The sequence below is a fragment of the Micromonospora halotolerans genome (assembly GCF_032108445.1).
In the GTDB taxonomy this organism is placed as follows: domain Bacteria; phylum Actinomycetota; class Actinomycetes; order Mycobacteriales; family Micromonosporaceae; genus Micromonospora; species Micromonospora halotolerans.
Genome location: NZ_CP134876.1, coordinates 2,700,346 through 2,726,013, shown reverse-complemented (window position 1 = coordinate 2,726,013; position 25,668 = coordinate 2,700,346). Strand labels below are relative to the sequence as shown.

Sequence of the window (25,668 nt, the reverse complement as noted above, 5' to 3'; positions counted from 1 at the left end):
ATCGCGGAAGGCGGCAGTCGGGGGACACCGCCCCGCCGGGGGCAAGCTTCTCATCCACCGGCCGGGAGGTCGACCGGAGAGCACAGCGGAATGCTGAATATGGACGGCGACCTGTACCGGTCTGCCCGACGAGTCGGACATGACGGGCAGGTGAAATCCTTCACGGCTCTCCGCTGTCGGCGGTGTGCAGTAGGAAGGAGTCATGACGTCGAACGGCACTTGGACGGTGGACTCCGTGCGCTCCGCGGACGGCACCACGATCGCCTACGAGACGGCCGGCGACGGGCCGCCGATCATCCTGGTCGGTGGGGCCTTCAATGACCGGAGCACCACCCGCGCGCTGGCCGCCGCGCTCAGCGCCGACTTCACCGTGTACGGCTACGACCGCCGGGGTCGCGGCGACAGCGGTGACACCGGGCCGTACGCGGTGCAGCGCGAGATCGAGGACGTGGCGGCCCTGATCGACCGGGCGGGTGGCGCCGCCCACCTCTACGGCCTCTCGTCCGGCGCGATCCTCGCCGCGTACGTGGCGGCCGAGGGGGTGGGGGTCGCCGGGCTGGCGCTGTTCGAGCCGCCGTTCCAGGCCGGCCCGCACGGTGGCCCCAAATCCGGGCTGGCCGAGCGGTTGAGCGAACTCGTCTCGGCCGGCCGGCGCGACGACGCGGTCGCGCTGTTCCTCACCGAGGCGGTCGGGGTGCCGCCCGAGGCGGTCGGCGGGATGCGCGAAGCCCCGGAGTGGTCGTGGATGACCGGGCTGGCGCACACCCTGGCCTACGACACGACGGTCACCGGCTCCGCCGGCCTGCCCACCGAGCGGCTCGCGGCGATCGCCGCCCCCACCGTGGTGGTGGACAGCACCGGCAGCCCGCCGTGGCTGCGGGACGCGGCGGTGGCGACCGCCGAGGCGATCCCCCGGGCCAGCCACGTCAGCCTGGCGGGTGGCTTCCACGAGGTGCCGCCGGAGGTGCTGGCCCCCGCGCTGCGGGACGCCCTGCTCGGCTGAGTCGGTCCGGCGCCCACGGCACCGGCCCCCAGGGACCAGGGAGCCGGCGCCGTGCGCCGGGTGGACCAGCAGGAGGGTGCGGCGCCTGCTGGTCCACGAACAACCGCCGGCCGGGCACGCCCCGCCGACGCTGCCAATGTCACCGAGAAACGCTTGCGCCGACAACCTCTGCGTCGACAAATACAGCCACCGGACGGCCGATCCCGACCGAACGGCGCTTCGTTCTGCCGGTCCGCCCGGTGGCGCTCCCGGTCACGGCGCCGACGTCTCCACGACCAGCCGGCGCACCCGCGAGCGGGACCAGTGTCCGGCGACTCCGGGCCGGTCCGCCAGGTAGTCGGTGGTCCGGGCGACGTCCCAGCCGTGCGCCTCGCGCAGCCCGCGGGCGAGCATGCCGAGGTAGACCGGAGCGGGTGCGGCCCACTCCACCTCGGACGCCGCGTGCGGGGCCGTGAAGGTGAGCATCGGCAGGCCGTCGCGCTCGCCGACCCGGAGCAGGGTCTCGTAGCGGCCCGGGCCGAGCGTGGCCCGGCCGGTCTCGGCCGCCACCCGGATCAGGTCCAGGTCGGCGCCGGGCGGCCGGTACATCTCCTGCGCCGCGATGTCGGCGAACTGCCCGACCGTCACCAGGTAGCCCCGCACGGCGGCTCGACCGGGCAGCTCCGGGTCGTAGAACGCCATCCCGCCGGTCCAGGCCCGCGACTCACCGGCGAAGTAGACGCCGCCGGGAATCGCCCCGGCGACCGTGCGGCGCGGTGGTCGGCAGTCCCGGCAACCCGGGTACGTGCGCAGCCCGCCGGGCGGGCGCCCACCGCGCAGGTACCGGTCGAGCCGCGCCGCGTGCAGGTTCGAGCCGTACGCCACGTACCAGAGAAGCCGCTCCACGCCGGATCAGAACCAGCAGGTCCGCCCGGCGGCGTGGCTGACCTGGACGGTGTGGGTCACGCAGCCGCCGTCGGCCACCCGGTGCAGCAGGAAGGCGGTCGGCTCGGCGACCCAGCCGATCTCCTCCTCCGCCGTCATGGCCAGGCTGACCTGCATCCAGGTGCTCGGTGCGGTGGTCAGCACGGTGCCGGCGAAGGCGCTGGTCACCGCACGGTGCAGGTGCCCGGCGGCGACCCGGACCACGTGGGGGTGGCGCCCGATCACCTCGGCGAGGGCGTCGGCGTCGGTGAGCCCCATGGCGTCCATGGCCGGGACGCCGACCGCGACCGGGGGATGGTGCAGGCAGACCACGGCGGGCACCTCGGCGCGGCCGGCGAGCACCCCGTCGAGCCAGCCGAGCTGCTCGGCACCGAGCCGCCCGGCGTCGTCGCCCGGGGCGAGCGAGTCGAGCACCACGAGCGTGCCGTCCGGCTGGTCCACGTGGTAGTAGGCCGAGAAGCCACCGCCCAGGTACGGGGTGCCGCCGAAGGTGTCGAGCAGGGACTCCCGGTCGTCGTGGTTGCCCGCCGCGAGGTGGACCGGCAGCGGGAAGCGCCCGATGATCTCGCGCAGCGCCAGGTACTCGTCCGGCCGGCCGTTGCTCACCAGGTCGCCGGTGATCACCACGCAGTCCGGCCTGGGGCGCAGGGCGAGCACCCGGCCGAGCGCCCGGTGCAGCCCGGACGCCTGCTCGGCGGCGAGCAGGCCGGTGGTCACGTGCGGGTCGCTGAGCTGGGCGATGAGCATCGGCGCCTCCTGACGAACCCGGGACCCCTCACGCTATCGCCGCCGTCCCCACCGCGCGGCCCCGTCGCCCACAGGCTGCGTCCACAGCCTGTGGATAGCACATGTGTACGAAGGTCGCCGGCTCCCCCGCTGGGTACCCTTGATCGCGCCCCGCCCCCTCCGAGCAGGAACGACGTGGATCACGAGCGAGTCGTCCGGGACGTCACGGTCCGCCTTCCGATGGCGTCGACCGCGCTGGAGGCGTGCCAGTGGACCGTCGCCGCACTCGCCCGGCACACCGCGGCGACGATCTCCATCCTGCTCCAGGTCCACGACCGGCTGCGCTGCGTCGCGGCCACCGGCGCGTGGCAGGTCTTCTCCACCGTGCCGCTGAAGACCCCGAGCGAGAACTCCGGCCCGCCCCGGCGGGAGCAGGAGCGGTCGATCGTGGCCCGGGTGTACGACTCCGGCGAGGCGGCCACCGTCCCCGACGTGACCGCCGATCCCGACTACCTCCCGGTACGCCCCGACGTCACCGCCGAGATCTGCGTGCCGGTGCGGGACCGGGCGGGCCGGCCGCTCGGCGTGCTGGACCTCCAGTGGAGCGGCCCGGTCGAGACGGACCGGTGGCGGCGGACCGCGCAGCGGCTGGCCGACCGGCTCGGCGCCCGGATCGCCGCGCTCGACGGACCGCCGGCCGAGAGCCGCAGCGAGAAGCTGCTCCGGCACACCGCCGCGATGACCACCGCGCCCACCGACTGGGACCTGATGACCGCCGCGATCACCGCGGCGCGGGACGTGTCGGCGCTCTCCGCCGCCGTGCTGATCCTCCCCGGCCCGCGCGAACCCCGGCTGGGCTCGCCGACGGGCACCCCGGGAGCGCTGGAGGCCCGGATCCGGGCCGAGCTGGCCGAGGCCGGCCCGGCGGCGCTGGCCCGGATGATCGCCCGTGCCCACCGGCACGGCTCGACGTACACGCTGGGCGAGGAGGGGCATCCGCCGACCGAGGACTACCTGCCGCTGACCCGGGCCGGGGCGCGCACCCTGGTGGCCGTGCCGGTCGGGCCGACGGAGGGCGGCGGCGTGCTGCTGGTCGCCGACGAGCGGCTGCTGCGCCCGGACCCGACCACGGTCAACCTCATCGAGCTGCTGGCCGGGCAGGCGTGGATCTGCCTCGACCGGCTGCGTACGCTCGCCCGGCTGCGCGAGCAGGCCAGCTCGGACCCGCTCACCGGGCTGCGCCACACCGGGCCGTTCGGGCAGCGGATCGCGAGCGCCACACCGGGGCGCACGGCCCTGCTGGCGATCGACGTGGACGGCTTCAAGGACGTCAACGACACGTACGGCCACCAGGCCGGCGACCAGCTTCTGGTGGGCCTGGCGCGGGCGCTGGAGGGGGCGCTGCGCCAGGGCGACGAGCTGTACCGCACCGGCGGCGACGAGTTCGTCGCGGTGATCGAGGTGAGCCGCCCGGAGGAGGCCGTCCGGATCGCCGAACGGCTCACCGAGGCCGCCCGCCGCACCGGCCGGACGATCAGCGTCGGCGTCGCCCTCCCGCGACCCGGCGAGACACCGGAGCGGACCCTGCGCCGCGCCGACCAGGCCCTCTACGCAGTCAAGCGGGACGGCCGCGACGGCGTGCACCTCTCCGCCGCCTGACCGGCACGGGCACCCGCACCGGCCGGGCGCGGCGGACGCGGGCCGCGGATCAGCGGGTCAGCTCTTTGGCCAGCAGCTCGGCGATCTGGGCGGTGTTCAGGGCGGCGCCCTTGCGCAGGTTGTCGCCGGTGACGAAGAGGTCGAGGGCACGCGGGTCGTCGACGGCGCGGCGGATCCGGCCGACCCAGGACGGGTCGGTGCCCACCGCGTCGATCGGCATCGGGAACTCGCCGGCGGCCGGGTCGTCGACCAGGATCACGCCGGGCGCGTTGCGCAGCACCTCGCGGGCGCCCTCGGCGTCGACCTCGGTGGCGAAGACCGCGTGCACCGCGACCGAGTGGCCGGTCACCACGGGCACCCGGACGCAGGTCGCGGAGACCTTGAGGTCGGGCAGCCCGAGGATCTTGCGCGACTCGTTGCGCATCTTCAGCTCCTCGGACGACCAGCCGCCGTCCGCGAGTGAGCCGGCCCAGGGCACCACGTTGAGCGCGAGCGGCGCCGGGAACGGGCCCAGCTCGTCGCCGACCGCCTGCCGGACGTCGCCCGGCCGGGAGCCGAGCACCCGGTCCCCGGCGATCTTGCCGAGCTGGGCGTGCAGCGCGTCCACGCCGGCCTGCCCCGCCCCGGAGACCGCCTGGTACGACGCGAGCACAAGCTCGCGCAGCCCGTACTCGCGGTGCAGCGGGGCGATCGCCACGATCATCGCCAGGGTGGTGCAGTTGGCGTTGGCGATGATCCCCTTCGGCCGGTTCCGGACCTGCTCCGGGTTGATCTCGGGAACGACCAGCGGCACGTCACGGTCCATCCGGAACGCGCCGGAGTTGTCCACCGCGACCGCCCCGCGGCTGACCGCGACCGGTGCCCACTCGGCCGAGACCGCGTCCGGGACGTCGAACATCGCCACGTCGACGCCGTCGAACGCCTCCGGGGTGAGTGCCTGGACGGTCAGCGACTCGCCCCGGCACTGGACCTGGCGGCCGACCGAGCGCTCGGAGGCGAGCAACCGGATCTCGCCCCACACGTTGCGGCGGGAGGAGAGGATCTGGCACATCACCGTGCCGACGGCACCGGTCGCCCCGACCACGGCGAGGGTGGGCAGCGACGACATCCGCGCTACCGCCCGGTCCCGGCGTAGACGACGGCTTCGGTGTCACCGCCCAGCTCGAAGGCGTCGTGGATGGCCCGGACCGCCTTGTCGAGGTCGGTGTCCCGGCAGACCACGGAGACCCGGATCTCCGAGGTGGAGATCATTTCGATGTTGACCCCGGCCGCGCCGAGGGCGGCGAAGAAGCCGGCCGCGACACCCGGGTGCGAGCGCATGCCGGCACCGATCAGGGAGACCTTGCCGACGTGGTCGTCGTAGAGCAGGCCCTTGAACTTGACCTGCTCCTGGATCTTGCTGAGCGCGGCCATGGCGGTCGGGCCGTCGGTCTTGGGCAGCGTGAAGGAGATGTCCGTGCGGCCGGTGCCCTCGGTGGACACGTTCTGCACGATCATGTCGATGTTGATCTCGGCGCCGGCCACGGTGTCGAAGATCCGCGCGGCGGCACCCGGCTCGTCGGGCACCCCGACGATGGTGATCTTCGCCTCGCTGCGGTCGTGGGCGACCCCGGTGATCAGTGCCTGTTCCACAGGAAGGTCCTCCATCGATCCGGTGACCATCGTGCCGGTGTTGGTCGAGTATGACGAACGGACGTGGATCGGCAACCCCGCGCGCCGGGCGTACTCGACGCTGCGCAGGTGCAGCACCTTGGCGCCGCAGGCGGCCAGTTCCAGCATCTCCTCGTAGGTGATGTGCTTGATGTGCCGGGCGTTCGGCACGATCCGCGGGTCGGCCGTGAAGACGCCGTCCACGTCGGTGTAGATCTCGCAGACGTCCGCGTCGAGCGCGGCGGCGAGGGCCACGGCGGTGGTGTCCGACCCGCCCCGGCCCAGCGTGGTGACGTCCTTGGTGTCCTGCGAGACGCCCTGGAAGCCGGCCACGATGACCACGGCGCCCTCGTCCAGCGCGCCCTTGAGGCGGCCCGGGGTGACGTCGATGATCCGCGCCCGGCCGTGCACCGAGGTGGTGAGCACGCCGGCCTGCGAGCCGGTGAACGAGCGGGCCTCGTAGCCCAGGTTGTGGATGGCCATGGCCAGCAGCGCCATGGAGATCCGCTCCCCGGCGGTGAGCAGCATGTCCAGCTCGCGGCCCGGCGGCAGCGGGCTGACCTGGTTGGCCAGGTCGAGCAGCTCGTCGGTGGTGTCTCCCATGGCCGAGACCACCACGACCACGTCGTCGCCGGCCTTGCGGGCGGCCACGATGCGCTCGGCCACCCGCTTGATCCGCTCGGCGTTGGCGACGGAGGACCCGCCGTACTTCTGCACCACGAGTGCCACGACGGTGCACTCCCTCCCAGCGACGACCCTGAGCGTGCCGGCGCCGCCGGTTTCTTCGGTCCGGCGGCGCGTGTCAGACCTTCCCAGGGTATCGGGCGGCGCACGGGGCCGGGCCGGGTGATCCCACCATCCGGCCCCGGCGTGCGGCGGCTCACCGGACCCGACCGGCCGGACGACACGCCGGCCGGAACACCCGCACGGCGGGCTCGCCGGAGCGCGGCCGGCACCGCAGAATGTCCCGGTGCACGCACACCGACGCGCGGCCCGGCGACTGACCGGCGCCCTGGCGCTCACCCTGCCCGCGCTCCTGGTCGCCTGCACCGCCGACCCGCCGAGCCCGGCCCCGACCAGCACCGCCGACCCCGTCCCGGCCGGGGTGGACGCCGCCCGGGACGACCTCGCCGCGCTGGCCGCCGCGGCCCAGGACCGGCACCTCACCGCCACGTACACCTTCGAGCCGGCCGACGGCACGACCCGGACGGTCGCGGTGACCAGTGCGAACGACGGCACCTGGCGGGTGGACGTGCCCGGTTGGGGGCAGGGCGGCACGGTCGACGTCTCGCTCGCCGCCACCGCCGACGGGCTCTTCCAGTGCGCCCTGCCGTCGACCGGGTGGGCGCAGCCGGCGGGCTGCGTACGCCTCGGCGACGCCGACGACGCCGTGCCCCGCAAGCTGGACCCGCGGGTGCAGCACCCGTTCACCGACTGGCTGGACGTGCTCACCGACCGGCGTGCCCCGCTCGCCGTCTCGCCGGCCACCCCGCTGCCCGGGGTGAACGGCGAGTGCTACTCGGTCGAGTCGACCTCGGCGTCGCTGAACGCCCCGCTGGACGTGGGGATCTACTGCTACCTGCCGGACGGCACGCCGGCCGCGGTCCGGACCGCCTTCGGCACGCTGAAGCTGGCCGGCGAGCCGGGTGCGGCGCCGGCCACCGTGCCGCTGGCCGGGCCGGTCACCGAGGGCGAGCCGGTGAGCCGGGACGCGCCGTCGCCGACCGACAGCCCGAGCGCGGGAACGCCCTGACGCCGATGTCCGTTACGGGTGCTCTTGGCCACATCTGTCAGGGGCGGGCCGTCGGGGCAAAACGCTCATCAGGGATGCTTCACCCCATGCCCGACCTCACCCCGCTGCTCGCCTTCCGCTGGAGCCCCCGCGCCTTCGACCCGGCCGCCGAGCTGACCGGCGGCGAGGCCATCTCCCTGCTGGAGGCCGCCCGCTGGGCGCCCTCGGCCGGCAACACCCAGCCGTGGCGCTTCGCGCTCGGCCACCGGCAGGACGAGACGTGGAAGCGCATCCTGGTCAACCTGCCCGAGGGTGACCAACGCTGGGTGCGGCACGCCGCCGCCCTGGTCGTCGGCGCGCACACCGGCGGCGACCCGGAACGGGCCGCGTACGACCTGGGCCAGGCCGTCGCCCACCTGACCGTGCAGGCCACCGCGCTCGGCCTGCACGTGCACCAGCTCACCCGCTTCGACCGCGCCGGCCTCGCCACCGAGCTGGACCTGGCGCTCGACGTGCGGCCCCTGGTGGTGGCCGCGGTCGGCCGGCTCGGGGACCCGTTCGCGCTGCCCGAGGACCTCCGGGACCGGGAGACCGCACTGCGCCGCCGCCGGCCGCTCGCCGACCTGCTCCTGGCCTGACCCGCCCCCGCCGGCGTCACCCGCCGCGGCTGGCCCGGACCAGGACCGTCGCGGCGTCCGTGTTGCGGTAGAGGACGTGCCGGCCCTGCCGGGACCGGGACACCAGCCCGGCGGCGTGCAGCGCGGCCAGGTGCTGCGACACGTTCCCACCCGACATCCCGGTGCGCCGGGCCAGGTCGGTGGTCGTGGCCGCCGTGTCGAGCAGATGCAGCAGCGCGGCCCGGCCGGCGCCGACCACCCGCGCCAGGGCGTCACCGGGCGGCGCCTCGACCGTCTCCCAGAGCGTGCCCACCGCCCGGACCGGGTACGCCCCGGCCGGCAGCGAGTCCTCCAGCAGGTTCCACAGCACCCGCCGGTCGGTGAACACGCTCGGGTTCAGCGCCAGCCCGCGCCCACGGAGGTCGAAGTCCCGCTCGAACGGGTCGTCGCTGACCACCCGGTCGCCCAGCCAGCGCAGGCTCGGGTGCAGCTGCGCGAACAGCCGACCGGCGCCGCCCTCGGCGAGCTGGGCGGCCCGGTACGCGACGTCGGCGTCGAGCAGCGCCCGCATCCGCGTCCAGTCCGGGGCGATCGCCTCGTCGTACCAGATCCGCACCGCGTCGACGAGCTGCGGCAGCAACGCGCGGGGATCGGCGAGCAGCGCCTGCCCGAACGGGCTCAGCGGTCCTCGCGGGGTGGTCGCCAGCAGGTCCTGGACCACCACGTCCGGCGGCGTCACCGCGATCTGGTCGAGCTGCTCGGTGATCTCCGCGCCCGGCCGGGCGGCCGGGGTGAGGAAGTCGGGCAGCCAGCGGTGCGGCCGGGTCAGCTCCCTCAGCGGACGGACCCGGTCGGCCACCTCCGGCCGGCCCAGCGTCGCCCGGGCCCGGTCGATCCACGGCAGGTGCACGGCGTAGCGGACCGGGTCGGCCAGCGCCCACATGCTCATGACCGTCTCGTTGGCCGGTGAGACGGCGAACCGCACGCCCGCGACGTCGGCCAGGCTGAACCGCAACTCGGACACGCGCACCCCCCGGACGCAGGATTCGCCACAGACTAAAAGGCTCGACGGACTCCGTGGGGGCACGGTTCACTCACCGGCCATGGGGGCCAGAGACACCATCCGCACCGCCGTCCAACACGTCGTACCGCCCGCCGGGCTGACCCGCGCCCTGGCCGTGCAGGCCATGGTCTACGCCGTCGGCGGCGGGCTGTTCCAGGCGGGCAGCGCCGTCTTCTTCACCCGGGCGCTCGGGCTCAGCGCCGCCCAGGTGGGGCTGGGCCTGTCCATCGCGGCCGGGGTGTCGCTGCTGGGCACGGTGCCCCTGGGCGGGCTCACCGACCGGTACGGGCCGCAGCGGGTCTGGGTGGTCGCGCTGGTGCTGGACGGGGCGCTCTTCGCGACGTACCCGTTCGTGGGCGGGTTCGCCGGATTCCTCGCCGTGGTGGTGGCCCTGGCCGCAGTGGACGCCGCGGCCGGCGTGGCCCGGCAGGTCTACTCGATCAATGCGCTCCCCCCGGCCGAGCGGGTCACCGCGATGGCCTACCAGCGCTCGCTGCTGAACGTCGGGTTCGGGCTCGGCGCGGCGATCAGCGGCCTGGTGCTGGCGGTGGACACGATTGCGGCGTACCGGGGGATGGTCTGGTTCATCGCGGCGGTGTTCCTGGTGACGTCGCTGTTCGTGCGGCGGCTGCCCCGGCTGCCGCAGGCGTCCCGCCCGGTGGAGCCGATGAGCCGGCTCGCCGTGCTGCGGGACCGCCCGTTCATGACGGTGTCCCTGCTGTCGGGGCTGCTCACCGCGCACCAGACGCTCTACCTGACGGTGATGCCGCTCTGGATCCTCACCCGCACCGACGCGCCGAAGACGGTGATCGCCGGGCTGGTGGTGCTCAACACGGTCCTCATCGTGCTGCTCCAGGTGCGCGCCAGCCGGGGCGCCGACACCGCGCCGGGCGCCGCCCGGGCGTCGCGCCGCGGTGCCCTGCTGATCGCCCTGTTCTGCCTGGTCCTGCCGATCTCCGGGGTGACCCGGGGCGCGCTCACCGTGGTGGTGCTGGTGGCCGCCGCGATGCTGCTGATCGTCGCCGAGCTGGTCGAGTCGGCGGGCACCTGGGGGCTCACCGCCGCCCTGCCGCCGGCCACCCAGCGCGGCGCGTACGTGGGGGCGTTCCGGCTCGGCACGCAGCTGCAGTACCTGATCGCCCCGGCCGGGCTCACCGCCCTGGGGGTGACCACCGGCGGCTGGGGCTGGTACCCGACGGCGGCCGTCTTCGCGCTGGTGGGGCTGGCGATCGTGCCCGCGGTGGCCTGGGCCGGGCGGACGCCGCGCCTGGGCGCCGTGGCACCGGAAGAGGTCGTGACACCGGTCCCATAGTCCGGACCTGGCTTCCCACCGACGATCTCACCACGTAGGGTGACCTTGTCATGTGGCGGGCGTACCTTCTCCTTCGCTGCCGCGACGAGGCCTGACCGGCCGGCACCTCGTCGCGGAGTTGAACCGCGCCGTCCAGCACATCCGAACTTCTTCTCGGCACCGCCGCGGCACCGTCGCCCGGCATCTCGCCGACACCTTCCGATCTGCTGACGCCACATGTTCCCAGGGAGCACTCCGAGATGGCTCAACCTGTCACCGATGCCGAGACCGATCCGATCGCCCGGCAGCGCCCCAGCCGGATGCCGTTCCAGCGTTACCTGCCCTACCACCAGCAGTTCCGGTTCGACCTGCCGGACCGCGCCTGGCCCACCCGCCGCGTCGAGGCCGCGCCCCGCTGGTGCGCTGTGGACCTCCGCGACGGCAACCAGGCCCTGATCGACCCCATGTCGCCGGAGCGCAAGCGCCGGATGTTCCAGCTCCTGGTGCAGATGGGCTACAAGGAGATCGAGGTCGGCTTCCCCTCGGCCAGCCAGACCGACTTCGACTTCGTCCGGCAGCTGATCGAGCAGGACCTGATCCCGGAGGACGTCACCATCCAGGTGCTGACCCAGTGCCGGGAGCACCTGATCGACCGGACCTTCGAGTCGCTGCGCGGCGCGCGCCGGGCCATCGTGCACTTCTACAACTCGACCTCGACGCTCCAGCGCCGGGTGGTCTTCGGCCTGGACCGGGACGGCATCACCGACATCGCCACGACGGGCGCGCGGCTCTGCCAGAAGTACGCGGAGACCCACACCCCGGACACCGACATCCACTACGAGTACTCGCCGGAGTCCTACACGGGCACCGAGCTGGAGTACGCGCTGGAGGTCTGCGCCAAGGTCATCGAGGTGGTCGACCCCACCCCGGACCGGAAGCTGATCGTCAACCTGCCGGCCACCGTCGAGATGGCCATGCCGAACGTCTACGCCGACTCGATCGAGTGGATGCACCGGCACCTGCCCCGGCGGGACAGCCTGGTGCTGAGCCTGCATCCGCACAACGACCGGGGCACCGGGGTGGCCGCCGCCGAGCTGGGCCTGCTGGCCGGCGCCGACCGGATCGAGGGCTGCCTGTTCGGCAACGGCGAGCGCACCGGCAACGTCGACCTGGTCACCCTGGGGCTGAACCTGTTCTCGCAGGGCATCGACCCGATGATCGACTTCTCGAACATCGACGAGGTCAAGCGCGCCGTCGAGTACTGCAACCAGCTGCCGGTGCACGAGCGCCACCCGTACGCGGGCGACCTGGTCTACACCGCCTTCTCCGGCTCGCACCAGGACGCGATCAAGAAGGGCTTCGACGCGCTGCACGTCGACGCGGCGGCGGCCGGGGTGCCGGTCGACGAGTTCACCTGGGCCGTGCCCTACCTGCCGATCGACCCGAAGGACCTGGGCCGCACCTACGAGGCGGTCATCCGGGTCAACTCGCAGTCCGGCAAGGGCGGCGTCGCGTACATCATGAAGTCGGAGCACCAGCTCGACCTGCCGCGCCGCCTCCAGATCGAGTTTTCCGGCGTGGTCCAGCAGGTCACCGACCACGACGGCGGCGAGGTCGAGCCGGGCACCATGTGGGAGATCTTCGCCCGCAACTATCTGGTCGACCACCAGGTCGACCCGGCCGTCACCCTGGCCGGCTACGCCATCGGCACCGTCGAGGGCAAGGTCGAGATCGAGGCCCGGGTCGGCTACGACGGCGCGGTCCAGCCGCTCACCGCGGTCGGCAACGGCCCGATCGACGCGTACGTCAACGCGCTGCAGTCGCTGGGCGTGGCCGTACGGGTGCTCGACTACCACGAGCACGCGCTCTCCTCCGGCGGGGACGCGCAGGCCGCCGCGTACGTGGAGTGCGAAGTGGACGGCCGGACCGTCTGGGGCGTCGGGGTCGACGCCAACATCGTGACCGCCTCGATCAAGGCGGTCACCAGCGCGGTCAACCGCGCCCGCGCCTGAGTCGAAAGGAAGGGCCCCCTGTTAACGCCTCGTGCATAGCAGGGGGCCCCTCCTAACGCCCGGTCGGTTGGCGGGGGCGGTGGATCAGCAGCCCGGCCAGCACCGCCCCGACCAGCAGCAGGCCGGCGCACCAGAGCAGCGCACCGCGGAACGCGCCGGCCAGCGCGGTCTTCTGCTCGTAGCCGCTGCCGGAGAGGCCGACCAGCAGCGGCAGCGCGGCCACCGCGAGCAGGCCGCCGGCCCGGGCGGCGGCGTTGTTGAAGCCGCTCGCCACTCCGGCGAACCGGTCCGCCACCGCGGCCAGCACGGACGCGGTCAGCGGGGCGACCACCAGGGTGAGCCCCGCCCCGAACAGGAGCACCCCGGGCAGCACGTCCACCCAGTACGACGCCCCGGGCCCGACCCGGCGCAGCAGCAGCAGGCCGGCCGCGGCGACCACCGGGCCGACGGTGAGCGGCAGCCGGGGGCCGATCCGGGCGGCGAGCGCACCGGCCCGCGCCGAGCCGACCAGCAGCAGCAGGGTCATGGGCACGGTGGCCAGGCCGGTGAGCAGCGCCGACCAGCCGACCACGTTCTGCAGGTAGACGGCCAGGAAGAACGTGAAGCCGCCGAGCGCCGCGTAGACGATCACGGTGAAGATGTTCAGCACCGAGAAGAGCCGGCTGCTGAACAGCCCGGTGGGCAGCATGGCGGTGTCACCGCGGCGCCGCTCGACCAGCACGAAGACCACCGCGCCGAGCACTCCGACCACCGCCGCGGCCAGCACCGCCGGAGAGCCGGCGCCCCGCGCCGGCGCGTCGATCAGGGCGTACGTGACGCCGCCGAGGGCCAGCGCGCCGAGCAGCGCGCCGGCCACGTCGAACCGCCGGTCGGCTCCGGTACGCGAGACCGCCTCGTCGCAGCTCTCCGGCACCCAGCGCAGCGCGGCGAGCACCACCCCGACGGCCAGCGGCAGGTTGACGAAGAAGATCCACCGCCAGGAGAGCGCGTCGATCAGCCAGCCGCCGAGCAGCGGGCCGAGCGCCGTCGACACCCCGGAGAGCCCGGACCAGGTGCCGATGGCCCGGGCCCGGTCGTCCGGGTCGAAGCTGGCCTGGAGCACCGAGAGCGAGCCGGGGGTGAGCAGCGCCCCACCGGCGCCCTGGAGGAACCGGGCGGCGATCAGCCAGCCGGTGCCCTGGGCGAGCCCGCAGAGCATCGAGGCCACGGCGAACCACACCACCCCGACCAGGAAGACCCGGCGCCGCCCGAACCGGTCGCCGAGCGCGCCGCCGAGCAGCACGAACGCGGCCAGCATCAGCAGGTACCCGTTGACCGTCCACTGCAGACCGGCCACGGTGGCGTCGAGTTCGGCGCCGAGCCGGGGCAGCGCCACGTTGACCACGGTGCTGTCCAGGAAGACCATGCCGGAGGCGAGGATCGCCGCGAGCAGGGTGCCGCGACCGGCGGCGGTGCCGATACGCAGCGCGGGAGCGGGTGCGGTCATGGGTAACCACTCTGCCCGGCCCTCCACTCCGACGCCACGAATCACGGAAACCGTCGCCGGGTACTGTGCGGACTCGCCCGGAGCGCTCAAGCTGGAGAGGTGTCGTCTGTGCGTACGAGATCAGGAGCCCGCGCCGGGATGGCCGCGGCGTTCACCGCGGTGCTCGCCCTCGGCGTCACCGGATGCGTGCCGGTCGACGAGCCGGACACGCCGCCCAGCGCCGCCGGCAACGTCGACCAGCAGCTCGGTGAGCTGACCGTCGCCGCCGCCGGGTCGATGAAGGGCTACAGCCGGACCCGCTTCCCGCACTGGCGGGACACCGGCAAGAACTGCGACGTGCGGGACACCGTGCTGCAACGGGACGGCGAGGGCATCAAGCTCTCCGGCTGCAACGTGGTGGGCGGCCGCTGGGAGAGCGCGTACGACGGGCTGGCGCTGACCGATCCGGCCGACGTGGACATCGACCACATGGTGCCGCTGGCCAACGCCTGGCGCTCCGGTGCCGACGAGTGGGACGACTCGAAGCGCGGCGACTTCGCCAACGACCTGACCCGGCCGCAGCTCATCGCGGTTTCCCTCCGCTCCAACCGGGCAAAGGGTGACCAGGACCCGTCCCAGTGGAAGCCGGCGAACCGCTCGTACTGGTGCCAGTACGCCGCGGACTGGGTGACGGTCAAGCACTACTGGCGGCTGACGGTGACCAGTGCCGAGAAGGCCGCCCTCACCGACATGTTGGAGGGCTGCACATGGGCGAACAAGCCGTGACCGGCGCCGGTGGCGCGCCGGCGCCGGAGGGAACGCCGGACACCACGGGCGGGGACGCCGCGGCGTCCGCCGGTGGCGCGACCGCGCCGGGGCCGACCTCGGCCGGGATGATGGCCGACGGCACGCCGTCCGCCCCCGCCGACGTCTCCGGCGCCGGGATGTCCGCAGACGCCACGCCGGCCGCGCCCGCGCCCGCGGCCGCCCCGCCGGCGCCCGGAGCCCCGGAACGGACCAGCGACATCACCGCCGGCCCGGGCGGGGTGATGACCGACGAGGTCGGCGTGGTGACCGGCGACCTGACGCTGCGCACCGAGTACGCCGATGGCCAGGTCACCCTGCGGGTGCAGTACAAGGACGCCGACGAGTGGTACGCGGTGACCGGCGCCCGGGTGCCGCTGGCCGATCCGGCCGCGCTGGACGCCGTGCACACCGTCGCGGTGGCCCTGCTCCACCGCCCCGAGGGCTGACCCCGGTCGGAACGCGACGAGGCCCCTTCCCCGCCCGGGGAAGGGGCCTCGCGTCGTCACGTCACGGGGTCGGGATCAGCTCCCCGGTGTCGCCCGGCGCCGCGCCGTCGTCCGGCCGGACCAGCTCCGGCTTCACCTCGTGCGGCCGGATCCGGCCGGCGGCGATGTCCTCCGCGTAGTGGCAGGCCACCCGGTGCCCGCCCAGCACCTCGCGCAGCGCCGGCCGTTCCTCGGCGCACCGGGTCGGCTGGGCCCACGGGCACCGGGTGTGGAACCGGCAGCCGGGCGGCGGGTTCGTCGGGGAGGGCAGGTCGCCCGCGAGCAGGATCCGCTCCCGCCGGTCCTCCACCTGCGGGTCCGGCACCGGCACCGCGGACATGAGCGCCTTGGTGTACGGGTGCATCGGCTCCCGGTAGAGGTCGTCGCTGGACGCCTCCTCCACCAGGCCGCCGAGGTACATCACCCCGACCGTGTCGGCGATGTGCCGGACCACCGCCAGGTCGTGGGCGATGATCAGGTATGTCAGGCCGTGCTCGTTCTGCAGCTCCTCCAGCAGGTTGATCACCTGCGCCTGGATCGACACGTCCAGCGCGGAGACCGGCTCGTCGGCGACGATCAGGTCCGGGTCGAGCACCAGGGCGCGGGCGATGCCGATGCGCTGGCGCTGGCCGCCGGAGAACTCGTGCGGGTACTTGCTCAGCGCCGAGGCGGGCAGGCCGACCGCGGCGAGCGTCTCCCGGAGCCGCCTGTCGGTGGCCGCCTTGTCCTTGGCCAGGCCGTGCGCCTTGAGGCCCTCGACCAGCAGCGACTCCACCGATTGGCGGGGGTCGAGGCTGGACAGCGGGTCCTGGAAGATCATCTGGATGCGGCGACGCATCCGGCGCATCGACTCGCCCTTGAGCGCGCGGATGTCGGTGCCGTCGAAGACGATCTCACCGTCGGTCGGCTCGACCAGCCGCAGCAGGCCCCGCCCGAGGGTGGACTTGCCGCACCCCGACTCGCCCACCAGCCCGTACGTCTCGCCCTTGTTGATGGTGAGCGAGACGCCGTCCACGGCGTAGACGTGGCCGACGGTGCGGTCGAAGAGCACGCCGCTCTTGATCGGAAAGTGGACCTTGACGTCGCGCAGTTCGACAAGTGGTTCGGTCCGCTCGGTCGACTCGGTCACGGCACCGCCACCTCCTCGGAAACGGGGTTGTTGCAGCGCAGGTCGCCGCCGGTCGCGGTGGGTTCGAGCGGAGGCGCGCCCTCCAGGCAGGCGTCCACCACGTTGTCGCAGCGGGGGGCGAACGCGCACCCCTCGACCCACGGGATGTTGTCGGCCACCGAGCCGCGGATGGCGTGCAGCCGCTCGCCCCGCGGCGAGTCCAGCCGCGGCACCGAGCTCAACAGCCCGTGCGTGTACGGGTGCCGCGGCCGGGCGAACAGCTCGTGCCGGGCGGCCCGCTCGACCACCTTGCCGCCGTAGAGCACGTTGACCGTGTCGCAGAGGCCGGCCACCACGCCCAGGTCGTGCGTGATCATGATCAGCGCGGTGCCGGTCTCGTCGACGAGCTGCTTGAGCAGGGTGAGGATCTGCGCCTGGATGGTCACGTCCAGCGCCGTGGTCGGCTCGTCCGCGATGAGCAGCCGCGGCTTGCAGGCCAGCGCCATGGCGATCAACGCGCGCTGCCGCATGCCGCCGGAGATCTGGTGCGGGTACTCCTTGAGCCGCCGCATCGGGTCCGGGATGCCGACCGCGTCGAGCAGCTCGCGGGCCTCCTTCATGGCCGCCTTGCGGTCCATCCCGCGGTGCCGCTCCAGCACCTCCGTCACCTGGACGCCGATCGGCACGACCGGGTTCAGCGAGGACAGCGGGTCCTGGAAGATCATGCCGATGTCCCGGCCGCGCCGGTCCCGCATGTCGTCCGGGCGCAGCTTCAGCAGGTCGGCGCCGTCGAAGTTGACCTCGCCGGTGACCTTGTTGCCCCGCCGGGGCAGCAGGCCCATGATCGCCAGGCTGGTCACGCTCTTGCCGCAGCCGGACTCGCCGACCAGGCCCACGGTCTGCCCCGGCTCCACGCTGAAGCTGACCTTGTCGACCGCGGTGAACGGCCGCTCACCGCGACGCTGGAACACCACGCTCAGATCGCGTACGTCGAGCAGGCTCATCGGGTCACTTCCTCATCGTGCTGGTCCGTTGTCGCCATCGCCGTCACCGCCGGCTCTTCGGGTCGATCGCCTCGCGCATGCCCTCACCCAGCAGGGTGAAGCCCAGCGCGACCACGATGATCGCGATGGCCGGGTAGTAGGCCAGTTCCGGCCGGACCTCGAAGTAGCGCTGACCGTCCACACCGAGCATCTGGCCCCATTCGGCGCGGTTGAAGTCCGGGTCACCGAGGCCGAGGAAGGAGAGCGACGCCGCCTCCAGGATCGCGGTCGAGAGGGTCAGCGTGGCCTGCACGATCACGGCGGTCATCGCGTTGGGCAGCATGTGCCGCAGCACGATCGACCCCTGCTTGACACCGAGCGCCCGGGCGGCGAGCACGTGGTCGCTCTCCCGCTGGGCGAGCATCGATCCGCGCAGCAGCCGGGCGAAGATCGGCACGTTGACGATGGCCACCGCCAGGATCACCGTCCACTGGCTGGACCGGCTGGCCATGGCCACCAGGCTGATGGCCAGCAGCAGCGCCGGCAGGGCCAGCATCACGTCGGTGAAGCGCATCAGGATGTTGTCGACCCAGCCGCCGAAGGCGCCGGCGATCGCGCCGACCAGCACGCCCAGGGCCAACCCGATGAGCGTGGCGAGCACACCGACGAACAGCGTCTGCCGGCTGCCATGGATCATGCGGGACAGGAAGTCCCGGCCGAGCGGGTCGGAGCCGAGCGGGAACTCGCTGCTGGCCCCGGGGATGTTCTCCACGGTGAGGTTCTTGGTCAGCTCGTCGAAGCGCTGCGCCGGGTCGTGCGGCGCGAGCAGCGGCGCGAAGATCGCGACCAGGATGAACAGCGCCACGATGGACGCGCCGATGATCGCCGTCGGGTTGCGCCGCAGCCGGCGGAACGCGTCCCGGACCAGACTGACGCCGCCCTTCTCGGCGGTGGCCTGGGTCAACTGCTCCAGCCGGGCGCGCTTGCGCTCGCCGAGCCGGTCGATGCCGCGCGGCAGGGTGCCCTCGCGCTTCTCCTCGACGGCGGCGGGGTCCACGCTCTCGCGCGGGGTGCCCACGGTGGGCCGGGTGATCGGGTCACTCATCGCACACGCACCCTCGGGTCGATGAAGGCGTAGGAGAGGTCGACCAGGAGGTTGACCAGCACGAAGACCAGCGCGGCCAGCAGGATCAGCGCCTGGAGCACCGGGTAGTCGCGACCGCCGCTGATCGAGTTGTAGATCAGCGTGCCGAGCCCGCCCCAGTTGTAGACCCGCTCGGTGAGCACCGCGCCGGAGAGCAGCGCGCCGGTCTGCAGGCCGATGGTGGTGACCACCGGCAGCAGGGCGTTGCGCAGGATGTGCCGGCCCCGGATGGTCTTGTGCCGCAGGCCCTTCGCCTCGGCCGTGCGGACGTAGTCCTCGTTGAGCACGTCCAGCACGCTGGCCCGGGTGATCCGCACGATCACCGCCAGCGGGATGGTGGCCAGGGTGAGCGCCGGCAGGATCAGGTGCCACAGCGCGTCGGCGGTGGCATCGAACTCCCGCGTGAGCAGGCCGTCGAGGACGAAGAACCCGGTCACGTTGGTGTTGTCGACACCCGTGCTGATCCGGCCCGAGGGGGGGAACCAGTGGATGTTCTGGGTGAAGACGTCCTTGAGCAGGTAGCCCAGGAAGAAGATCGGGATCGAGATGCCGAGCAGCGTGCCGGCGATGCTCAGGTTGTCGAGCAGCCGGGCGCGGTGCCGGGCGGCGAGGTAGCCGAGCGGCACGCCGAGCCCGATAGCGATGATCATGGCAGCCGCGGCCAGCTCGATCGTGGCCGGGAAGGCGCGGCCGATCACCTCGGTGACCGGGTCGCCGCTCCGGATCGAGTTGCCGAAGTCGCCGGTCAGCAGCCGCTGCATGAACTTGCCGTACTGCACCAGGATCGGCTGGTCGTAGCCGAGGGCCTTGACCAGCAGGGCGCGCCGCTCCGGCGTGGCCCGCTCACCGAGCAGCGCCTCGATGGGGCCGCCGGGAAGGTTCCGCAGCCAGATGAAGACCAGCGCGGACAGCCCTATGAGGGTCACCACCAGCTGCAGCAGGCGGCGGACTATGACTCGCAACATCTCTCACACACCAGATTCTCGGTAACAGCGGGTCGGCCCGGGCCGGGAGAGAGAGCCCGGCCCGGGCCGATTCCGCGTACGGCGTCAGCGGTCAGTGGCGCTTCAGCCGACGCTGACGGTGTTGAATCGCTCGTCGGTCAGGGGGCTGGCGACCAGACCCTTGACGTCCTTGGTGACCACGATGGCCGGCGGGGCGTGCCAGACCGGCACGGCCGGCAGCCACTTGGCGGCGATGTCGCGGTTGACCTGCTCCCACGCGGCCTTCTTGCCGGCCTCGTCGACCGTGCCGTCGGCCTTGGTGATGGCGTCGAACATCTCGGTCATCGCCTGGTCGCCGAACTCGACCTTGGCGCGGCCGAAGAAGGTGCCGACGAAGTTGCCCGGGTCGTTGTAGTCACCGGTCCAGCCGAGGATGTGCAGGTCCTGCTTGCCGAACTGCTGCACGTCGTCCTTGAAGCCACCGTTCCACGGGCGGGCCACACCGTTGACCTTGATGCCGACGGCCTGCAGGTCGTTGGCCAGGACGGTGAAGATCTCCTGCGGGTTCGGCATGTACGGCCGGGAGACATCGGTCGGGTAGTAGAAGTTGAGCGTCAGGTTCTCGGCGCCCGCCTCCTTGAGCAGCTGCTTGGCCTTGTCGACGTTGTACTCGTACTTCTGCACGTCAGGGGCGTAGCCGAGCACGGTGTCCGGCATGAACTCGTCGGCGACCTTGGTGCCACCCGGGCCCTTGGTCTGGACGAGCTGCTGGCGGTTGAGGGCGTAGGCGATCGCCTGGCGCACCCGCAGGTCCTTCAGCTTCGGGTTCTTCTGGTTGAAGCCGAGGTAGAGGATGTTGAACGCCGGGCGGTCGAGGACCTGGAAGCCCTCGCCCGAGAGCGCCTTCCGGTCGGCCGGGGCCGGGAAGTCGATGCCCTGGACGGTGCCCGCGCGCAGCTCCTGCTTGCGGGTGTTCTCGTCCTCGATGACCTTGATGACGAGCTTGTCGACCTTGGCCTTCTCGCCCCAGTAGTCGGGGTTCCGGTTCAGGGTGATCTCACCCTTGGCCTTGTCCCAGCCACCGAAGGTGAAGGGGCCGGTGCCCACCGGGTGCTCGTTGGCGAACGCGCTGTACTCGAACGAGTCGCCGTTCTGCTTCACCGTGTCGGCGTCGTACTTCTTGAGCGCCTCGGGGCTGGCGATCGAGAGCGCGGTCAGCGCGAAGGCACCCGGGAAGGCGCCCTTGTACCGGTTCATCGTGACGACGGCGGTGCCGTCGTCCTTCGCCTCGCACTTGTTGTAGACCGGCTCGCCCGCGCCCTCGGCCTCGTTCTTGGCGAAGCCGCCGAAGACGTCCGAGTAGTAGATCATCTGCGACTGGGCGGCGGCGCCCTTCATGTTGAACCAGCGGTCGAAGTTGAAGCAGACCGCGGCGGCGTTGAACGGGGTGCCGTCGTGGAACTTCACGTTCTTGCGCAGGTGGAAGGTCCAGACCTTGCCCTCGGGGTCGTGCTCCCAGCTCTCCGCCAGGGCGCCCTGCAGATCGGCCGTACCCGGCTTGTTCTGCACGAGGGTGTCGTACATCTGGCGGATCGGCCGGAACGACTCGCCGTCGTCGTTGAAGATCGGGTCGAAGTTCTTGGGGTTACCGGCGCCCGCGAAGACGAAGGTGCCGCCGGTCTTGGCCCCACCGCTGTCCTCGTCGCGCTCGCTCTTGGCGCAGCCGGACGCTCCGACCGCCAGAGCGGCAGCGGCCGCGAGGGCCACGGCCGCTTTAAGCCTGCTCGCCTGCATCTCTCACCTCTGTCATGCGCATGTGCCACGCCGAGTTGTGACTCAGTCCGTGTGCGGGAGGCTATGACACGACACACAGAATGCGGAACGCCCGTGAGGCAATCGCTATCAAGCCGACACCAAGTGGCCGGGTCTGACAGCTTCTGATCTCCCGACAAACAGCCCTGTCACAGCCCGGAACAGATAGTGGGATCGGACGCAGCACCCCAAAACCGGGCAGCCGCCGGCCGGGTGGCGCGCGCGTGGCGAATCCCACCCGTCCCACATTCCGGATGGGCGGACGACTCCGGCCGGCCCCGCGCACGGGACCGGCCGGCCTGGTCGTCGCTCCGGGTCAGATCGCCCGGCGGCCCTCGAACGCGCGACCCAGGGTGATCTCGTCGGCGTACTCCAGGTCGCCGCCGACCGGCAGGCCACTGGCCAGCCGGGTCACCGCGATGCCCATCGGCTTCACCATGAGCGCCAGGTAGGTGGCGGTCGCCTCACCCTCGGTGTTCGGGTCCGTGGCGAGGATCAGCTCACGGACCGCGCCCCCGCCCAGCCGGGTCATCAGCTCCCGGATCCGCAGGTTGTCCGGGCCGATGCCCTCCAGCGGGTTGATGGCGCCGCCGAGCACGTGGTAGCGGCCGCGGAACTCGCCGGTGCGCTCGATCGCCACGACGTCCTTCGGCTCCTCGACCACGCAGAGCACCTCGTCCGTGCGCCGCGGGTCACGGCAGATCCGGCACTGCTCCGACTCGGCCACGTTGTAGCAGGTCGTGCAGAACCGCACCAGCTCCTTGACCTTGCGCAGCGCGCCGGCCAGCCGGTTCACGTCGGCGGGATCCGCGGACAGGACGTGGAAGGCGATCCGCTGGGCGCTCTTCGGGCCCACGCCCGGCAGCCGGCCCAGCTCGTCGATCAGATCCTGGATGGCACCCTCGTACATCTGCCGGCTCAGAACCCGGGCAGGCCGAGGCCGCCCATCCCACCCGCGACCGGGCCCATCTTCTTCTCGGTCATTTCCCGGGCCGCCTCGGCGGCGTTGTGCACGGCGGCGACGACCAGGTCCTCCAGCGTCTCCACGTCCTCCGGGTCGACTGCCTTCGGGTCGATCTTGATCGCCTTCAGCTCACCGGTGCCGGCGACGGTGGCGGTGACCAGGCCCCCACCGGCGGTGCCGGTCAGCTCCGCCTCGGCCAGCTCGGCCTGCGCCTTGGCGATCTGCTGCTGCATCTTCTGCGCCTGCTTCAGCATCTGCTGCATGTTCGGCTGTCCACCTGGGCGCACGGAGGGCTCCTTCTCGCACTCGTCTGATCGGCCGCGCCCAGCCTAGTCGGGCGACGGCACTGCTCCTCGGCGGTCGACGCGCGCTCAGCGCGCGTCCACCTCGTCGATCTTCTCGGCCCCGAACGCCTCGCGGAGCAACTGCACCGCCTGCTCCTCGCTGGACTGCCGGGCGGTCCGCTCGTCGATCACGTCGTCCAGCGGCTCGTCGCCCGGGTCGAAGCCCTCGTAGGCGGGCGCCGCCGGGGCCGCGGCCGCCGACCGGCCGGCGACCGGCCCGTCGTAGTCGGGATCGTAGGGCGGCTCACCGGCCCACTCGGCGTCCGCGGTCTTGCGGGTCGCCTGGGCCGCCCGCGGGCCCTTGCTCGGGCCACCACCAGCGGCGGCCGCCGCGGCCGCCCGGGCCGCCGCGATCGCGCTGTTCTTCGGCGCGCCACCGCCCGACGGCGAGGGCGCTGTGACCGCTGGTCCGGCCGGCTTCGGTACGGCGGGCGCGGTGGCGGCCGTCGAGACGGCGGCCGGCGCGGGGGCCGTGGCCACGGCTGCCGCACCACCCGGACGGGCGGCCTCGGGCCAGTCGTCCTCGCCCGTGCCGGCCGCCGAGGAAGCGTCGGTCCCCGCGCCACCCGGTCGGGCCGGCTCCGGCCAGTCCTCCTCGTCGTCGTCCCCGCCGGCGCCCGTCCCCTGCGCTGCCGGGCCGGCCGGCCGCCGCGCCGGATCACCGGACGGCTCCGACGCGCGGGCGGCCCCGCCCGACGGGCCGGCGGCGTTGCCGGGCCGCGCCCCGGCTGAGCCACCGGCACGGTTCGCCGAGGAGCCGGGCTGGGCAGCGGTGGCCCCGGGTGAACCGCCGGTCCCCGGCGCGTCGGACGGGCCGGACGCACGGGTCGGCGCGTCGGACGGGCCGGACGCACGGGCCGGCGCGGCGTCCGGGCCGGATGCCGGGCGGGCCGGGGCCGGGTCGGCGGAAGCCACGCGGGACGAACCGGAGGGGCGGGCCGGGCCGCCGAGCGACGCCGCGCCCCGCTCGCCGGCCACCTCGCAGCGGATCTGCCAGCGGCCACCCAACTCCTCGTAGAGGGCGTCGGTGAGCACCGCGGCGTGGTCGGCCATCATCTTCGCCAGCACCGTCGACTTCACGGTCAGCACCAGCGTGTCGCCGTCCAGGTCGCGGACCACCGCATCGCGCATCAGCGCCGCGATCCGCTTGTTGCTCCGGTTGACCTTGCCGACGACCTCGGCCCAGACCCGGCGCACCGCGACGGCGTCCAGCGCGCCGGCCGGGGCCGCGCCGGGGCGCGGCGGCTCCGGGGTGGCCGGATCGGGCAGCACCGCCGAGGCCGGGACGGGACGCCGGACGGGACCGCCGGACGCCGGACCGTCGGCCACCGGACCGCCGGACGCCCGGTCGGCCGGGGAGCCACCGGAGGCCGGCTGGGCCGAGCCCGACCGATCAGCGGGGCGGGCGCCCGGACCGGGCTGGGCGGCCGCACCGGGCACCGGGTCGACCGGGCGACCCTGCCCACCGGCACCGGGGCCGCTCGCGGCCGGGTCGCCCGGGCGGACGGCCGGGGTCGGGCGGGCACCGGCCGCCGCGGCGGCGGCACGGGCGGCGGCCGCCCCGGTCGGGGCGCCGGCAGCCGCCGGCGTGCCGGCGGTCTGCGGGTCGGGCGCGGCGGCAGCCGCGGTCGGGGCGGGAGGCGCCGGGCGTACCTCCGGGGCGGGGGTGGCCGGCGCGGAGCCGGCGGCGGCCGGCGGCGGCGCGGCGCCACCCAGGGTGAGCCGGCGCTCCATGCGCTCCAGGCGCTGGAGCAGGGCGCCGGACGAGTCGTCCACGCCGGGCAGCAGCATCCGGGCGCAGATCAGCTCCAGCAGCAGCCGGGGCGCGGTGGTGCCGCGCATCTCGACCAGACCGTTGTGCACGATGTCGGCACAGCGGGACAGGGTCGCCGGGCCGAGCCGCTGGGCCTGGGCGGCCATCCGCTCGATCTGGTCGTCGGGGCCGTCGATCAGGCCCTTGGCGGCGGCGTCCGGCACCTGCTGGATGACGATCAGGTCGCGCAGCCGCTCCAGCAGGTCGGAGGCGAACCGGCGCGGGTCGTGCCCGGCCTCCGCGACCCGGTCGACGGTCGCGTACGCGGCCGCGCCGTCCCCGGCGGCGAGCGCGTCGCACATCTCGTCGATCAGGGCGGAGTCGGTGACGCCGAGCAGCGCGGCGGCCCGGGCGTAGCTGACCCCCTCCGGGCCGGCGCCGGCCATGAGCTGGTCGAGCACGGAGAGGCTGTCCCGGGCGCTGCCGCCACCGGCGCGCACCACCAGCGGGAAGACCGCCGGCTCGACCTTGACCCCTTCGGCCTCGGTCAGCTGCTCCAGGTAGGGCCGGAGCACCTTCGGCGGGATCAGCCGGAACGGGTAGTGGTGGGTCCGCGACTTGATCGTGCCGAGGACCTTCTCCGGCTCGGTGGTGGCGAAGATGAACTTGACGTACTCCGGGGGCTCCTCGACCAGCTTGAGCAGGGCGTTGAAGCCGGCCGACGAGACCATGTGCGCCTCGTCGATGACATAGATCTTGAAGCGGCTGCGGGCCGGCGCGAAGAACGCCTTCTCGCGCAGCTCACGGGCGTCGTCGACGCCGCCGTGGCTGGCCGCGTCGATCTCGATGACGTCGATCGAGCCGCCGTCGGTGGCCAACGAGCGGCAGGAGTCGCACTGCCCGCACGGCTCGGGGGTGGGCCCCTGCTCGCAGTTGAGCGAGCGGGCCAGGATCCGGGCGCTGGAGGTCTTGCCGCAGCCCCGGGGGCCGGAGAAGAGGTAGGCGTGGTTCAGCCGCCCGCTGCGCAGCGCCTGCGACAGCGGCTCGGTGACGTGCTCCTGTCCGATGACCTCGGCGAACGTACGGGGCCGGTACTTGCGGTAAAGGGCCAGTGCCACCCGTCCCGCCTCCTCTCGACCGAGCCATTCTGCGCCGGTCGGCCGCGGGTGACCACCCACCACC

The 25,668-nt window shown here is 73.3% G+C and carries 22 protein-coding genes; 8 read left to right on the top strand and 14 right to left on the bottom strand.

Going from position 1 to position 25,668, the window contains the following annotated elements; all coding sequences use genetic code 11:
- Positions 1–202 precede the first annotated feature (202 nt).
- The gene (locus RMN56_RS12980; protein WP_313724036.1) at positions 203–1,003 is read left to right on the top strand and encodes an alpha/beta fold hydrolase; all 801 of its coding nucleotides are present in this window, start codon (positions 203–205) and stop codon (positions 1,001–1,003) included.
- Between the two features lie 252 nt (positions 1,004–1,255).
- Here the strand turns inward: RMN56_RS12980 and RMN56_RS12975 are convergent, their stop codons facing one another.
- Both RMN56_RS12975 and RMN56_RS12970 read right to left on the bottom strand, forming a co-directional pair.
- Positions 1,256–1,888: a histone deacetylase gene (locus RMN56_RS12975; RefSeq protein ID WP_313724035.1), complete on the bottom strand. Its 633-nt coding sequence runs from the start codon at positions 1,886–1,888 to the stop codon at positions 1,256–1,258.
- Between the two features lie 6 nt (positions 1,889–1,894).
- Positions 1,895–2,674, bottom strand: coding sequence for a phosphodiesterase (locus tag RMN56_RS12970; RefSeq protein WP_313724034.1), 780 nt, complete (start codon positions 2,672–2,674; stop codon positions 1,895–1,897).
- Positions 2,675–2,848: 174 nt separating this feature from the next.
- On the opposite strand from RMN56_RS12970, the gene RMN56_RS12965 reads away from it, so the two are divergent.
- Positions 2,849–4,312 (top strand): sensor domain-containing diguanylate cyclase, encoded by a 1,464-nt coding sequence (locus RMN56_RS12965; RefSeq protein WP_313724033.1) that lies wholly within the window; start codon positions 2,849–2,851, stop codon positions 4,310–4,312.
- Between the two features lie 49 nt (positions 4,313–4,361).
- On the opposite strand, the gene RMN56_RS12960 is transcribed toward RMN56_RS12965, so the two are convergent.
- Together RMN56_RS12960 and RMN56_RS12955 are read right to left on the bottom strand one after the other, a co-directional pair.
- Positions 4,362–5,420 (bottom strand): aspartate-semialdehyde dehydrogenase, encoded by a 1,059-nt coding sequence (locus RMN56_RS12960; protein WP_313724032.1) that lies wholly within the window; start codon positions 5,418–5,420, stop codon positions 4,362–4,364.
- A gap of 5 nt (positions 5,421–5,425) precedes the next feature.
- Positions 5,426–6,691 carry an aspartate kinase gene (locus RMN56_RS12955; protein WP_151462326.1) on the bottom strand — a complete coding sequence of 422 codons (1,266 nt, stop codon included), beginning with the start codon at positions 6,689–6,691 and terminating at the stop codon, positions 5,426–5,428.
- 241 nt (positions 6,692–6,932) lie between these two features.
- Here RMN56_RS12955 and RMN56_RS12950 point away from each other — a divergent pair, with 241 nt between their 5' ends.
- Both RMN56_RS12950 and RMN56_RS12945 read left to right on the top strand, forming a co-directional pair.
- On the top strand, positions 6,933–7,715 hold the full coding sequence (locus RMN56_RS12950) for a hypothetical protein (protein WP_313724031.1): 783 nt from the start codon (positions 6,933–6,935) through the stop codon (positions 7,713–7,715).
- An 86-nt stretch (positions 7,716–7,801) separates the two neighbouring features.
- Positions 7,802–8,332 carry a nitroreductase family protein gene (locus tag RMN56_RS12945; RefSeq protein ID WP_313724030.1) on the top strand — a complete coding sequence of 177 codons (531 nt, stop codon included), beginning with the start codon at positions 7,802–7,804 and terminating at the stop codon, positions 8,330–8,332.
- A 16-nt stretch (positions 8,333–8,348) separates the two neighbouring features.
- Here the strand turns inward: RMN56_RS12945 and RMN56_RS12940 are convergent, their stop codons facing one another.
- Positions 8,349–9,335, bottom strand: coding sequence for an ArsR/SmtB family transcription factor (locus RMN56_RS12940; protein ID WP_313724029.1), 987 nt, complete (start codon positions 9,333–9,335; stop codon positions 8,349–8,351).
- Between the two features lie 79 nt (positions 9,336–9,414).
- On the opposite strand from RMN56_RS12940, the gene RMN56_RS12935 reads away from it, so the two are divergent.
- Both RMN56_RS12935 and leuA read left to right on the top strand, forming a co-directional pair.
- On the top strand, positions 9,415–10,686 hold the full coding sequence (locus tag RMN56_RS12935) for an MFS transporter (RefSeq protein ID WP_313724028.1): 1,272 nt from the start codon (positions 9,415–9,417) through the stop codon (positions 10,684–10,686).
- 239 nt (positions 10,687–10,925) lie between these two features.
- Positions 10,926–12,677: a 2-isopropylmalate synthase gene (gene leuA / locus RMN56_RS12930; RefSeq protein WP_313724027.1), complete on the top strand. Its 1,752-nt coding sequence runs from the start codon at positions 10,926–10,928 to the stop codon at positions 12,675–12,677.
- Positions 12,678–12,729: 52 nt separating this feature from the next.
- On the opposite strand, the gene RMN56_RS12925 is transcribed toward leuA, so the two are convergent.
- The gene (locus tag RMN56_RS12925; RefSeq protein WP_313724026.1) at positions 12,730–14,163 is read right to left on the bottom strand and encodes an MFS transporter; all 1,434 of its coding nucleotides are present in this window, start codon (positions 14,161–14,163) and stop codon (positions 12,730–12,732) included.
- 138 nt (positions 14,164–14,301) lie between these two features.
- Between RMN56_RS12925 and RMN56_RS12920 the strand changes: the two genes are divergently transcribed.
- Both RMN56_RS12920 and RMN56_RS12915 read left to right on the top strand, forming a co-directional pair.
- Positions 14,302–14,928, top strand: a complete 627-nt coding sequence (locus RMN56_RS12920; protein WP_313724733.1) for an HNH endonuclease family protein — start codon at positions 14,302–14,304, stop codon at positions 14,926–14,928.
- A complete protein-coding gene (locus RMN56_RS12915) occupies positions 14,910–15,395 on the top strand; it encodes a hypothetical protein (RefSeq protein ID WP_313724025.1) in 486 nt (161 codons plus the stop codon). The genes RMN56_RS12920 and RMN56_RS12915 overlap by 19 nt, the downstream gene beginning before the upstream one ends.
- 61 nt (positions 15,396–15,456) lie before the next feature.
- Here RMN56_RS12915 and RMN56_RS12910 read toward each other — a convergent pair whose 3' ends face one another.
- The 8 genes from RMN56_RS12910 to RMN56_RS12875 all read right to left on the bottom strand — a co-directional run bounded on the left by RMN56_RS12910 (position 15,457) and on the right by RMN56_RS12875 (position 25,604).
- The gene (locus RMN56_RS12910; RefSeq protein ID WP_313724024.1) at positions 15,457–16,563 is read right to left on the bottom strand and encodes an ABC transporter ATP-binding protein; all 1,107 of its coding nucleotides are present in this window, start codon (positions 16,561–16,563) and stop codon (positions 15,457–15,459) included.
- Positions 16,560–17,546, bottom strand: coding sequence for an ABC transporter ATP-binding protein (locus RMN56_RS12905; RefSeq protein ID WP_313724023.1), 987 nt, complete (start codon positions 17,544–17,546; stop codon positions 16,560–16,562). Before RMN56_RS12905 ends, RMN56_RS12910 begins: the two co-directional genes overlap by 4 nt.
- 43 nt (positions 17,547–17,589) lie before the next feature.
- Positions 17,590–18,531 (bottom strand): ABC transporter permease, encoded by a 942-nt coding sequence (locus RMN56_RS12900; protein WP_313724732.1) that lies wholly within the window; start codon positions 18,529–18,531, stop codon positions 17,590–17,592.
- A 95-nt stretch (positions 18,532–18,626) separates the two neighbouring features.
- Complete coding sequence (locus RMN56_RS12895; protein ID WP_313724022.1) at positions 18,627–19,634, bottom strand: ABC transporter permease; 1,008 nt, start codon at positions 19,632–19,634, stop codon at positions 18,627–18,629.
- Positions 19,635–19,736: 102 nt separating this feature from the next.
- Complete coding sequence (locus RMN56_RS12890; RefSeq protein WP_313724021.1) at positions 19,737–21,407, bottom strand: ABC transporter substrate-binding protein; 1,671 nt, start codon at positions 21,405–21,407, stop codon at positions 19,737–19,739.
- Positions 21,408–21,741: 334 nt separating this feature from the next.
- A complete protein-coding gene (gene recR, locus RMN56_RS12885; RefSeq protein ID WP_091316841.1) occupies positions 21,742–22,335 on the bottom strand; it encodes a recombination mediator RecR in 594 nt (197 codons plus the stop codon).
- 8 nt (positions 22,336–22,343) lie between these two features.
- Positions 22,344–22,652, bottom strand: coding sequence for a YbaB/EbfC family nucleoid-associated protein (locus tag RMN56_RS12880; protein WP_313724731.1), 309 nt, complete (start codon positions 22,650–22,652; stop codon positions 22,344–22,346).
- Positions 22,653–22,760: 108 nt separating this feature from the next.
- Positions 22,761–25,604 (bottom strand): DNA polymerase III subunit gamma and tau, encoded by a 2,844-nt coding sequence (locus RMN56_RS12875; protein ID WP_313724020.1) that lies wholly within the window; start codon positions 25,602–25,604, stop codon positions 22,761–22,763.
- Positions 25,605–25,668: the final 64 nt, after the last annotated feature.